Here is an 11,466-nt window from a genome sequence, read left to right on the forward strand (position 1 = left end):
CGCCACATGGTTACCGGTAAAAGCGCTAAACGGGGTTACCGCCCGCGCTTCCACAGATACCCACCCACCACCATCCCCATCACACACAGGACAGCCACGTAGTAAGCCGGGCCCATCGGGCTTTCCTTCATCAGCAGCGACACCGCCAGCGGCGTCAGCCCGCCGAACACGGCGTAGGCCACGTTGTAGGAAAACGACAGGCCACTGAAGCGCACCACGGGCGGGAAGGCTTTCACCATCACGTAAGGCACCACGCCAATGGTGCCGACGAACAGGCCGGTCAAGGCGTACAGCGGGAACAGCCAGTCCGGGTGGGTCATGAGGCTGTGGTACAGCGTCCAGGAGGTCGCCAGCAGCAATGCGCAACCGCTTACCAGTACACGCCCGGCACCAAAACGGTCAGCCAGGGCGCCGGAGGCAATGCAGCCAAGGCTCAAAGTCACGATGGCCAGGCTATTGGCTTGCAGCGCAACAGTCGGGCTGAAGTGGTAGATGGTCTGCAACACGGTCGGGGTCATCAGGATGACCACCACGACGCCGGCCGACAACAGCCAGGTCAGCAGCATCGACAATACGATGGCACCACGGTGGTCGCGCAGCACGGCACGCAATGGCAGCTCGGCGGCCAGGGTCTTGCGTTGCTGCATCTCGGCGAAGATCGGCGTTTCATGCAGCCAGCGGCGCAGGTACACCGACAGCAGGCCGAACACGCCACCGAGCAGGAAAGGAATGCGCCAGGCGTAATCCGAGACCTGCTCCGGGCTGTAAATAGTGTTGATGGCAGTGGCCACCAGCGAACCCAGCAGGATACCGGCGGTCAGGCCGCTGGTCAGGGTGCCGCAGGCGTAACCAATGTGGCGCGGCGGTACGTGTTCGGACACGAACACCCAGGCGCCCGGGACTTCGCCGCCAATCGCTGCGCCCTGGATGATGCGCATCAACAGCAACAGGACCGGCGCCCACAGGCCGATCTGCGCGTAGGTCGGCAGCAGGCCCATGATCAGGGTCGGCACCGCCATCATGAAGATGCTCAGGGTGAACATCTTCTTGCGGCCCAGCAGGTCACCGAAGTGCGCCATGATGATGCCGCCCAGCGGGCGTGCCAGGTAACCGGCGGCGAAGATGCCGAAGGTCTGCATCATGCGCAGCCATTCGGGCATATCGACAGGGAAGAACAGTTTTCCGACCACGGTGGCGAAAAACACGAAAATGATGAAGTCATAAAACTCCAGCGCCCCGCCCAAGGCAGACAGCGACAGGGTTTTGTAGTCGTTGCGGGTCAGCGGGCGCGACGGTTGCGCACTGCTTGCGGGCACGGAGGACATGGCAAGGCTTCTCTTATAGTAGTCAGCTTGATAAGGACGGCACGCCCGGGACTGGCGGCGGGTCTGGCAAGATAGCAAATCGCTTGTAAAAGCACAGCGCCAGGAGAACAGTTGCGCGCAAAAGCCGCGATACAGCGGCTATTTACCGACCAAATGAGCGTCGGGAGGTCGTCGTGGCGCCAGGGTCTCGATATACTCGGCCCTTGCAAGCGCAAGAACCCCAGGCTTGAGGGGCTGCTGCGCCAAAACGCCGTTGGGTGCCATCCAGCCGATTTGGCAGAGTTTCCCTTTAGCACGCCTTACGAGAAACGTATCGAACGGAGTATGTTTGTGCTGAAACGTTTTTCTAACAGTCGGCTATCCACCTTGCTCCACCTATAAAAGCGTCACGGGTCAGAGGCCCCCCGGCATGATCGAACTCGAACAAGAAGATCCTATCCCGCAAGGCGATCTCGCCCTGCAAATCACCGCGCTCCCGCGTGAAACCAACGGTTTTGGCGATATTTTCGGCGGCTGGCTGGTCGCGCAGATGGACCTCGCCGGTACCGCCATGGCCAGCAAGGTCGCGGGCGGGCGTGTGGCCACCGTGGCCATTGACCGCATGGCGTTCCTGGTGCCGGTGGCAGTGGGCGCGCAATTGTCCTTCTATACCCAGGCCCTGGAAATCGGCCGCAGCTCGATCCAGATGATGGTCGAAGTGTGGAGCGACGACCCGCTGTCCAGCGAATGGCGCAAGGTCACCGAGGCGGTGTTTGTGTTCGTCGCTATCGATGGCAGCGGCCGCACACGCTCGGTGCCATCGCGCGCGCGTTAAACCTCGCGGGGTTTTGACGGTCAATTGCCCCATTGCCTGCCATTGAGAGTGCCTGTTATGCCTACGCCCCACGTTGAGACCGTGAAAGTCGACGAACTGGACTGCTGGCGCATCCGCCATAACGGCGCCGAACTGATGATCGCCCAGCAGGGCGCGCATATCTTCAGTTACGGCCGCGAAGGCGAGCAGCCGCTGATCTGGCCGAACCCTGAGGCGGTGTTCAAGAAGGGCAAGGGCATTCGTACCGGCGTCCCGGTGTGCTGGCCCTGGTTTGGGGTGTTCGACCGCAACCGGCCCAGCGTAAAGGCGATGCGCCAAAGTGATCAGCCTGCGGGCGCTCACGGTTTCGTGCGTACCGCGACCTGGGCATTGGCCGGGACCACCCTTGAACGTGAAGCGCTGCGGGTGGACCTGCAACTACCGGTTCCTGCAGGCGGCTTCCCCGGCTGGCCCCATCAGGTCGACCTGAGCCTGAGCCTGCTGCTGGACAACCAACTGCACATCCGCCTGACCAGCCACAACCGTGGCAACGACACTGTCACGCTCAGCCAGGCGCTGCACACCTATTTCGCCGTGAGCGACGTACGCAACGTGCAGGTCGAAGGCCTGGACGGCTCGGTATACATCGATACCGCCGATGGCTGGAGCGAGAAAACCCAGTCCGGCCTGCTGCACTTCACTGCCGAGACCGACCGCATCTACCTCGATACGCCCCCGTCGCTGAGCATCCTCGATCAGGACTGGCAGCGTCGCATCCAGCTCACCAGCCAAGGCTCGAAATCCACCGTGATCTGGAACCCCTGGACCGAACGCGCCAAAGCCTTCGACGACATGGCCGATGATGGCTGGCAGGGCATGCTGTGCATCGAGACGGCGAATGTGCTGGATGATGTGGTGAGCCTGGCCCCAGGTGAAAGCCACACGCTGGGCGTGAGCATCACCGCTATCGCCCTGTAAACCCAATCGAAAATGTGGGAGGGGCACACCGCCCCCCACATTGGGTTCAGCGTAAGCTTATAGATCGGATTCCTTTACGACCCGCACCTTGCCCGCATCCAGCGCATAGGCGGCGTCGGCCAAATCGTTATTCACCGTCTCCACCTTCAACGTGCCGGTCACCCACAGCGGCGTGTAGATATCATCCAGCTTCAAACCCTTGGGATAACGCACCAGCACCAACTGGTTAGGCGGCGGTGGCGGCACGTGGATGCAGGCGCCCGGGTATGGCACCAGGAAGAACAGGGTGCTGCGGCCTTTGGCGTCGGTTTCCAACGGCACCGGGTAGCCGCCGATGCGGATGTTCCTGCCGTTCATGGCAGCCACGGTCTTGGTCGAATACATCACCGCCGGCAAGCCTTTGCTCTGCTTCAGGCCACCTTTGTCGGTGAACGTGCCTTGGGCTTCGGGGGAGTTGTGGTCGATCTCGGGCATGGCCTCGAGGGCCTTCTGGTCCGACAGCGGCATCAGGTCGAGCCAGTCGGTTTCCGGCAATTCACCGGCGTGGGCCAGGCCAGAGCCCAGCAGAAGGAGAGTCAACAGGAGACGGCGCATGGAGAGGCTCGGCAAGTACAAGTGGCGAGCATTCTAGCCCTCTGCGCCTGCGCAGCGCAGAGGACTTTGTCGGCTGATTACTTCTTTTTGATCAGGCCGTAGAGCACCAGCAGCACAATGGCGCCGACCAGTGCGCCGATAAAGCCTGCGCCTTGACCCGCCTGGTAGATACCCAGTGCCTGGCCACCGTAGGTCGCGGCCAGGGAACCGGCGATACCCAGCAGGATGGTCATGATCCAGCCCATGCTGTCGTCGCCGGGCTTGAGGAAACGCGCCAACAGGCCGACGATCAAGCCGATAAAGATGGTTCCGATGATACCCATGGCATTTCCCTCTGAATGAAGTGAGCTATGCCAAAGCCTAGACAGGCTTTGGCATCCTGCAATCAGAGGACGGCGATAACCAATGGTTCCCGCCGATCCCCGGGTTATTGCTCGGCGATCAGCGCTTCGACCTTGAGGATCTGCGCTTGCAGCGTTGCGCGGTCCTTGCAGCGCAGGTTGGCGTGGCCGACCTTGCGCCCGGCCTTGAAGGCCTTGCCGTAGTGATGCAGGTGGCAGTCTTGGATGGCGATCACGCGCTCCACCGGCGGTACCACGCCGATAAAGTTGAGCATCGCGCTCTCACCGACCTTGGCCGTGGAGCCCAATGGCAAGCCCGCGACAGCGCGCAGGTGGTTTTCGAACTGGCTGCACTCGGCGCCTTCGGTGGTCCAGTGCCCGGAGTTATGCACACGCGGGGCGATTTCGTTGGCCTTGAGGCCGCCGTCGACTTCAAAGAACTCGAACGCCATCACACCGACGTAATCCAGCTGCTTGAGCACGCGGCTGGAATAGTCTTCGGCCAGGGCCTGCAACGGGTGATCGGTGCTGGCCACGGACAGCTTGAGGATGCCGCTGTCGTGGGTGTTGTGCACCAACGGGTAGAAGCGGGTCTCACCATCCCGGGCACGCACGGCGATCAACGAGACTTCGCCGGTGAACGGCACGAAGCCTTCCAGCAGGCAGGCGACGCTGCCCAGTTCGGCGAAGGTGCCGACCACATCGGCGGCGGTGCGCAGGACTTTCTGGCCCTTGCCGTCGTAGCCCAGGGTGCGGGTTTTGAGCACGGCTGGCAGGCCAATGCTGGCGACGGCGGCGTCCAGGTCCGCCTGGGACTGGATATCGGCGAAGGCTGGGGTCGGAATGCCGAGGTCCTTGAACATGCTCTTCTCGAACCAGCGGTCACGGGCAATGCGCAAGGCTTCGGCGCTCGGGTACACCGGTACGAACTGCGACAGGAAGGCCACGGTTTCGGCCGGGACGCTTTCAAACTCGAACGTCACCAGGTCGACTTCGTCGGCCAGTTGGCGCAGGTGGTCCGGGTCGCTGTAGTCAGCGCGCAGGTGTTCACCCAAGGCTGCCGCACAGGCGTCCGGCGCAGGATCCAGGAAAGCGAAGTTCATCCCCAGCGGGGTGCCCGCCAAGGCCAGCATACGGCCCAGTTGGCCGCCACCGATTACACCGATTTTCATCGTCAACACCCTCAGGCGATACGTGGGTCTGGATTGTCCAGCACGCTGTCTGTCTGCTCGGCGCGGAATTTCTTCAGCACCGCGTGGAACTGCGGGTGCTTGGCGCCCAGGATGCTGGCGGACAGCAGGGCTGCGTTGATCGCGCCGGCCTTTCCGATCGCCAGGGTGGCCACCGGGATACCGGCCGGCATCTGCACGATGGACAACAGCGAATCCACGCCCGAGAGCATTGCCGACTGCACGGGTACGCCAAGCACCGGCAGGTGGGTCTTGGCCGCACACATGCCCGGCAGGTGTGCCGCACCGCCGGCACCGGCGATGATCACCTCGATGCCACGGGATTCTGCTTCATCGGCATACTGGAACAGCAAATCCGGGGTGCGGTGGGCAGAGACCACTTTCACTTCATACGGAATGCCGAGTTTTTCCAGCATATCGGCGGTGTGGCTAAGGGTGGACCAATCGGACTTGGAGCCCATGATCACGCCAACCAATGCACTCATCGTCGTGCCTCTTCTCTCTGGGCGCCCGCAGGCGCGTCAAAAAACAACAAGCCACGCGGGAAATCCGGCGTGGCTTGTTGTACGAAATGTGGCCGGTTGGACCGGCCGAAGGCCGCGCAGTATACCGTAATAATCCAGATAAACAGCCCCTGGGATGACCATCTGTCTAGCGGGGCAAAGTGGCGGTTTTATTGACCCTGTAGGAGCGAGCTTGCTCGCGAAGATCGCCAACGATGACGCGGGCGTTCTGAATGGATGCGGCGCTCTCAGGTTTTTCGCGAGCACGCTCGCTCCTACAGGGATCGCATTCAGGTACTTTGCGCCGCGCCACCTTCCAACTTGCGCCACAACAACCGCACATTCGCCTTGCGCACCAGCGCGCAGCGATACAGACGAATTTCCAGCGGCACATGCCATTGCGGCCCGCCGCAGACCACCAATTCACCGCGGGCCAGTTCGGCACGCACGCTCAGTTGCGGCACCCAGGCGATGCCCAGGCCTTCCAGGGCCATGCTTTTGAGGCTGTCGGCCATGGCGGTTTCGTACACCGTGGTAAAGCGCAGCGCGCGCTGGCGCAGCAACAGGTGCACCGAACGGCCGAGGAACGCCCCGGCGCTGTAGGCCAGCAGCGGCACACTGCCCTCGCCTTCGAGGTCGAACAGCGGCTTGCCGTCGGCGTCGGCCGCGCATACCGGGAGCATTTCGGTGTTGCCCAGGTGCAGTGAGGGGAAGATTTCGGCGTCCATTTGCATCGCCGCATCCGGGTCGTAGAACGCCAGCATCAGGTCGCAGCCGCCTTCACGCAGGGCATGCACCGCATCGCCGACATTGGTGGCCACCAGCCGCGTGGCGATGTTCAGGCCGTCGTTGCGCAATTGCGCGATCCAGCGCGGAAAGAAACCCAACGCCAGGGAGTGGGCCGCGGCCACCTGCATGACTTCGCCCTGCCCGCCTTCCAGGTGATGCAAATGGCGCAGCACTTCGCCGAGCTGCTCGACCACGGTACGCGCGGTGACCAGGAACAACTGTCCCGCCGCCGTCAGCTCAACCGGCGTGCGCGAGCGGTTGACCAGGGTCAGGCCCAATGCGGCCTCAAGGCTGCGGATACGTCGGCTGAACGCCGGCTGGGTGACAAAGCGCCGCTCGGCCGCCTGGGAAAAGCTGCGAGTCGCCGCCAGGGCACTGAAGTCTTCCAGCCATTTGCTCTCAAGGTTCATCACTGCCTCCCACGGATACGCACCATTTTGGCACACACGCCCGCCATGATAGCCGGGTCACACTCACATTATGCCGTTTATGCATAGGCCAGTGTTTAACAGCATTGGCCCAAAATTTCCTACAGGCCTAGCATTCGGAGCGTTCCGGCCTGTTCCGGGTCCATATCGAGATGATTTCCGTCATGTCCTCCGCTGCATCATTCCGCACAGAAAAAGACCTGCTTGGCGTACTCGAAGTACCTGCCCAAGCGTATTACGGCATCCAGACCCTGCGAGCGGTGAATAACTTCCGCCTCTCGGGCGTTCCGATTTCGCATTACCCGAAATTGGTGGTCGGCCTGGCAATGGTCAAGCAAGCGGCGGCTGACGCCAACCGCGAGCTGGGCCAGCTCAGCGAAGCCAAGCACGCGGCCATCAGCGAAGCCTGTGCCCGCCTGATCCGCGGCGATTTCCACGAAGAATTCGTGGTGGACATGATTCAAGGCGGCGCCGGCACTTCAACCAACATGAATGCCAACGAAGTCATCGCCAACATCGCGTTGGAGGCCATGGGCCACAACAAGGGCGAATACCAGTACCTGCACCCCAACAACGACGTGAACATGGCGCAGTCGACCAACGACGCCTACCCGACCGCGATCCGCCTGGGCCTGCTGTTGGGCCACGACGCGCTGCTGGCCAGCCTCGACAGTCTGATCCAGGCATTCGCCGCCAAGGGCGTCGAATTCAGCCACGTGCTGAAAATGGGCCGCACCCAATTGCAGGACGCCGTGCCGATGACCCTCGGCCAGGAATTCCGCGCCTTCGCCACCACCCTCGGTGAAGACCTGGCCCGCCTGAAAACCCTGGCGCCAGAACTGCTGACCGAAGTGAACCTGGGCGGCACCGCCATCGGTACCGGCATCAACGCCGACCCGCGCTACCAGGCCCTGGCCGTACAACGCCTGGCCGTTATCAGCGGCCAGCCAGTGGTCCCGGCTGCCGACCTGATCGAAGCCACCTCCGACATGGGCGCCTTCGTACTGTTCTCCGGCATGCTCAAGCGTACCGCGGTGAAACTGTCGAAGATCTGCAACGACCTGCGCCTGCTGTCCAGCGGTCCACGTACCGGCATCAACGAGATCAACCTGCCGGCGCGCCAGCCAGGCAGCTCGATCATGCCCGGCAAGGTCAACCCGGTGATCCCGGAAGCCGTCAACCAAGTCGCGTTCCAAGTCATCGGTAACGACCTGGCCCTGACGATGGCGGCCGAAGGCGGCCAGCTGCAACTGAACGTGATGGAGCCGCTGATCGCCTTCAAGATCTTCGACTCGATCCGCCTGCTGCAACGCGCCATGGACATGCTGCGCGAGCACTGCATCGTCGGCATCACCGCCAACGAAGCCCGCTGCCGCGAACTGGTGGAACACTCCATCGGCCTGGTCACCGCGCTGAACCCGTACATCGGCTATGAAAACGCCACCCGCATTGCGCGTATCGCCCTCGAAAGCGGCCGCGGCGTGCTGGAACTGGTGCGCGAAGAAGGCTTGCTCGACGACGCCATGCTCGACGACATCCTGCGCCCCGAAAACATGATTGCCCCACGCCTGGTCCCGTTGAAGGCCTAAGCGTTTGTTGCACCGCTCACCAGGTTGAGGGACTAGACACCTCTCACCTTTTGAGGGCCTGAAGGCTCGTTCTTCAGGCCCTTTTTTTTGCTCCGAGGTTGTGAAATGACGCCCATAAAAAATCCAATATCGCACCGCAAACCCACCTCCCCTGTAATGGCTTGGCTGAAACCTTTAATCAGCCCGAGCAGACGGATCACGTTCGCCTAGGTATAGTGCCGCCCCTCTTCGCGTCTGCGGCCGTCGGTAACGAGCCCGGATACACGCGATAGCGCATGAATAACAACACCCGCAAAAGGATTGGGGTCGAACCGTCGCGCACTGCCTGGTGCTATGCGAGGGGTAGGACCGTCCTGCGTTTGCCATTAGAAAAATCAGCGAGGAACACTCCATGCTCGAAGTCATCAACGACTTCCTCTCAGGGAAAGTACTGATCGTGCTCATTGTCGGGCTCGGCGGTTATTTCACGATCCGCTCGCGTTTCGTTCAATTGCGTCACTTTTTCCACATGTTTTCGGTGTTTCGCGACAGCCTGAAAAACAGCTCCGACCAACTCAGCTCGTTCCAGGCGCTGATGCTCAGCCTGGCCGGTCGCGTCGGTGCCGGTAACATCGCGGGTGTCGGCATTGCCGTGACCCTGGGCGGCCCGGGTGCCGTGTTCTGGATGTGGGTCACCGCGCTGGTGGGCATGTCTTCGAGCTTTATCGAGTGCTCCCTCGGCCAGCTCTATAAGCGCACCGACGCTGAAGGCACCTACCGTGGCGGCCCGGCCTATTACATCCAGCACGGCCTGCACAAGCGCTGGCTGGGGATGGTCATGGCGTTCCTGCTGCTGGTGACCTTCGGCTTTGCCTTCAACGGCCTGCAAGCCCACGCCGTGACCCACTCGCTGAACAACGCGTTTGGCCTGGACACCACCTACACCGGCCTGGCCCTGGCGGTATTGCTGGGCCTGGTGTTCATCGGCGGGATCAAGCGCATCGCCTCGATCGCCGACCTGCTGGTACCGGTCAAGACCCTGGTCTACATCGCCGTGACCCTGTATGTGATCGTGCTGCAATTCGACCACGTACCGGCCATGCTCGCGACCATCGTCAAAAGCGCCTTCGGCCTCGACCAAGCCTTCGGTGGCCTGGTAGGCAGCGCGATCATCATGGGTGTGAAACGCGGCGTGTTCGCCAACGAAGCCGGCCTGGGCAGTGCGCCCAACGTAGCGGCCGTCGCTTCGGTAGAACACCCGATCGCCCAAGGCGTGGTCCAGGCGTTCAGCGTGTTCCTCGACACCTTCGTGATCTGCACCTGCACCGCGTTGCTGATCCTGCTCTCCGGTTTCTACACCCCAGGCTTCGAAGGCGACGGCATTGCCCTGACCCAGAACTCCCTGGCCGCTGTGGTGGGTGACTGGGGCCGCATGTTTATCTCGGTGGCCCTGGCGTTGTTCGTGTTTACCTCGATCATGTACAACTACTACCTGGGCGAGAGCAACCTGCGCTTCCTGGTGGGCAACAACCGCAAGGTGCTGATGGGTTATCGCGCGCTGGTGCTGGTGCTGATTTTCTGGGGTTCGATCGAGAACCTGAGCACCGTGTTCGCCTTCGCCGACATCACCATGACCCTGCTGGCGTTCGTCAACCTGTTCGCCCTGGCGTTCCTGTTCAAGATTGCCATGCGCATCCTGAACGACTACGACAACCAGCGCGCGGCAGGCATCAAGACCCCGGTGTTCGACTCCAGCCAGTTCCCAGACCTGGACCTGGACCGCAAGGCCTGGCCGGCCAACCCGGCAAAACCGGACGTTGCCGCATCGGCAGAACTGAACGCTCAAGTGCAACGCTGAGCGTAGACAGATGACACGCCGCCCGGCCTTGGGCATGCTCTGGGCCCGGCGGCGTTTTTCGTTCAGGAGAATCTTCGATGTCCCCAGCCAATAACCTCATGGTGCTCTACACCGGTGGCACCATCGGCATGCAGGCCAGCGCCAATGGCCTGGCGCCCGCATCCGGTTTTGAAGCGCGCATGCGCGAACAGCTCGCCAACGTGTCAGTACCCGCCTGGCGCTTCCGGGAAATGTCCCCGCTGATCGACAGCGCCAACATGACCCCCGCCTACTGGCAGCGCCTGCGCACCGCCGTGGTCGAGGCCGTGGATGACGGTTGCGATGCCGTGCTGATCCTGCACGGCACCGACACCCTGGCCTACAGCGCGGCGGCGATGAGCTTCCAGCTGTTGGGCTTGCCGGCGCCGGTGGTGTTCACCGGCTCGATGTTGCCTGCCGGCGTCCCCGACAGCGATGCCTGGGAAAACGTCAGCGGAGCCCTGCTGGCGTTGGGCGAGGGCCTGGCGCCCGGCGTGCACCTGTACTTCCACGGCGCGCTGATGGCCCCGACCCGCTGCGCGAAGATCCGCAGCTTTGGTCGCCATCCGTTCGCCGCGCTGCAGCGCAACGGCGGTGTGGCCCAAGCCGAAGCGCTGCCCGCCGCGCTGGATTACCGCCAGCCGAAGGCCCTGGCCAATGTCGGCGTATTGCCGCTGGTACCGGGCATCGCCGCAGCACAATTGGACGCACTGCTCGGCAGTGGCATCCAGGCACTGGTGCTGGAATGCTTCGGCAGCGGCACCGGGCCCAGCGATAACCCTGAGTTTCTTGCCAGCCTCCAGCGCGCCGAAGAAAACGGCATCGTGGTCGTGGCAATCACCCAATGCCATGAAGGCGGCGTGGAACTGGATGTGTACGAAGCCGGCAGCCGCCTGCGCGGCGTGGGCGTGTTGTCAGGTGGCGGCATGACCCGTGAAGCGGTATTCGGCAAGCTCAACGCGTTGCTCGGGGCCGGGCTGTCCATCGCCGAAGTCCGGCGACTGGTAGAGCTGGACCTGTGCGGCGAACTGAGCTGACCCCACCGCCGCACTGTAGATAGTCACCCCCTTCCCTGGCTGGC

11 protein-coding genes are annotated in these 11,466 nt (G+C 62.5%); 5 read left to right on the top strand and 6 right to left on the bottom strand.

Annotated elements, in window-relative coordinates:
- Nucleotides 1–35 precede the first annotated feature (35 nt).
- Nucleotides 36–1,325, bottom strand: coding sequence for an MFS transporter (locus BLW22_RS29420; RefSeq protein WP_027608244.1), 1,290 nt, complete (start codon nucleotides 1,323–1,325; stop codon nucleotides 36–38).
- 409 nt (nucleotides 1,326–1,734) lie between these two features.
- Between BLW22_RS29420 and BLW22_RS29430 the strand changes: the two genes are divergently transcribed.
- Together BLW22_RS29430 and BLW22_RS29435 are read left to right on the top strand one after the other, a co-directional pair.
- Nucleotides 1,735–2,139: an acyl-CoA thioesterase gene (locus tag BLW22_RS29430; protein WP_003176975.1), complete on the top strand. Its 405-nt coding sequence runs from the start codon at nucleotides 1,735–1,737 to the stop codon at nucleotides 2,137–2,139.
- 57 nt (nucleotides 2,140–2,196) lie between these two features.
- Complete coding sequence (locus tag BLW22_RS29435; RefSeq protein ID WP_074848003.1) at nucleotides 2,197–3,096, top strand: D-hexose-6-phosphate mutarotase; 900 nt, start codon at nucleotides 2,197–2,199, stop codon at nucleotides 3,094–3,096.
- Between the two features lie 57 nt (nucleotides 3,097–3,153).
- On the opposite strand, the gene BLW22_RS29440 is transcribed toward BLW22_RS29435, so the two are convergent.
- The 5 genes from BLW22_RS29440 to BLW22_RS29460 form a co-directional block, all read right to left on the bottom strand.
- A complete protein-coding gene (locus BLW22_RS29440) occupies nucleotides 3,154–3,690 on the bottom strand; it encodes a DUF3299 domain-containing protein (RefSeq protein ID WP_027608241.1) in 537 nt (178 codons plus the stop codon).
- A gap of 77 nt (nucleotides 3,691–3,767) precedes the next feature.
- Nucleotides 3,768–4,013, bottom strand: coding sequence for a GlsB/YeaQ/YmgE family stress response membrane protein (locus BLW22_RS29445; RefSeq protein WP_065926751.1), 246 nt, complete (start codon nucleotides 4,011–4,013; stop codon nucleotides 3,768–3,770).
- Nucleotides 4,014–4,117: 104 nt separating this feature from the next.
- Nucleotides 4,118–5,203, bottom strand: a complete 1,086-nt coding sequence (locus BLW22_RS29450) for a 5-(carboxyamino)imidazole ribonucleotide synthase (RefSeq protein ID WP_065926752.1) — start codon at nucleotides 5,201–5,203, stop codon at nucleotides 4,118–4,120.
- 11 nt (nucleotides 5,204–5,214) lie between these two features.
- Nucleotides 5,215–5,706, bottom strand: coding sequence for a 5-(carboxyamino)imidazole ribonucleotide mutase (purE, locus tag BLW22_RS29455; protein ID WP_003176980.1), 492 nt, complete (start codon nucleotides 5,704–5,706; stop codon nucleotides 5,215–5,217).
- A 308-nt stretch (nucleotides 5,707–6,014) separates the two neighbouring features.
- The gene (locus BLW22_RS29460; protein ID WP_065926753.1) at nucleotides 6,015–6,923 is read right to left on the bottom strand and encodes a LysR substrate-binding domain-containing protein; all 909 of its coding nucleotides are present in this window, start codon (nucleotides 6,921–6,923) and stop codon (nucleotides 6,015–6,017) included.
- Nucleotides 6,924–7,105: 182 nt separating this feature from the next.
- Here BLW22_RS29460 and aspA point away from each other — a divergent pair, with 182 nt between their 5' ends.
- The 3 genes from aspA (at nucleotide 7,106) to BLW22_RS29475 (ending at nucleotide 11,422) form a co-directional block, all read left to right on the top strand.
- On the top strand, nucleotides 7,106–8,530 hold the full coding sequence (gene aspA, locus BLW22_RS29465) for an aspartate ammonia-lyase (protein ID WP_025854459.1): 1,425 nt from the start codon (nucleotides 7,106–7,108) through the stop codon (nucleotides 8,528–8,530).
- 391 nt (nucleotides 8,531–8,921) lie between these two features.
- Complete coding sequence (locus tag BLW22_RS29470; RefSeq protein ID WP_065926754.1) at nucleotides 8,922–10,367, top strand: alanine/glycine:cation symporter family protein; 1,446 nt, start codon at nucleotides 8,922–8,924, stop codon at nucleotides 10,365–10,367.
- Between the two features lie 77 nt (nucleotides 10,368–10,444).
- Nucleotides 10,445–11,422, top strand: a complete 978-nt coding sequence (locus tag BLW22_RS29475; protein WP_065946487.1) for an asparaginase — start codon at nucleotides 10,445–10,447, stop codon at nucleotides 11,420–11,422.
- Nucleotides 11,423–11,466: the final 44 nt, after the last annotated feature.

This window comes from Pseudomonas marginalis, from assembly GCF_900105325.1.
Taxonomy (GTDB): Bacteria; Pseudomonadota; Gammaproteobacteria; order Pseudomonadales; family Pseudomonadaceae; genus Aquipseudomonas; species Aquipseudomonas marginalis.

Excerpts from the sequence above, each read along its gene's own strand:
- BLW22_RS29420 (WP_027608244.1), bottom strand. The coding sequence starts at position 1,325 with ATGTCCTCCGTGCCCGCAAGCAGTGCGCAACCGTCGCGCCCGCTGACC.
- BLW22_RS29430 (WP_003176975.1), top strand. The coding sequence starts at position 1,735 with ATGATCGAACTCGAACAAGAAGATCCTATCCCGCAAGGCGATCTCGCC.
- BLW22_RS29435 (WP_074848003.1), top strand. The coding sequence starts at position 2,197 with ATGCCTACGCCCCACGTTGAGACCGTGAAAGTCGACGAACTGGACTGC.
- BLW22_RS29440 (WP_027608241.1), bottom strand. The coding sequence starts at position 3,690 with ATGCGCCGTCTCCTGTTGACTCTCCTTCTGCTGGGCTCTGGCCTGGCC.
- BLW22_RS29445 (WP_065926751.1), bottom strand. The coding sequence starts at position 4,013 with ATGGGTATCATCGGAACCATCTTTATCGGCTTGATCGTCGGCCTGTTG.
- BLW22_RS29450 (WP_065926752.1), bottom strand. The coding sequence starts at position 5,203 with ATGAAAATCGGTGTAATCGGTGGCGGCCAACTGGGCCGTATGCTGGCC.
- purE (WP_003176980.1), bottom strand. The coding sequence starts at position 5,706 with ATGAGTGCATTGGTTGGCGTGATCATGGGCTCCAAGTCCGATTGGTCC.
- BLW22_RS29460 (WP_065926753.1), bottom strand. The coding sequence starts at position 6,923 with ATGAACCTTGAGAGCAAATGGCTGGAAGACTTCAGTGCCCTGGCGGCG.
- aspA (WP_025854459.1), top strand. The coding sequence starts at position 7,106 with ATGTCCTCCGCTGCATCATTCCGCACAGAAAAAGACCTGCTTGGCGTA.
- BLW22_RS29470 (WP_065926754.1), top strand. The coding sequence starts at position 8,922 with ATGCTCGAAGTCATCAACGACTTCCTCTCAGGGAAAGTACTGATCGTG.
- BLW22_RS29475 (WP_065946487.1), top strand. The coding sequence starts at position 10,445 with ATGTCCCCAGCCAATAACCTCATGGTGCTCTACACCGGTGGCACCATC.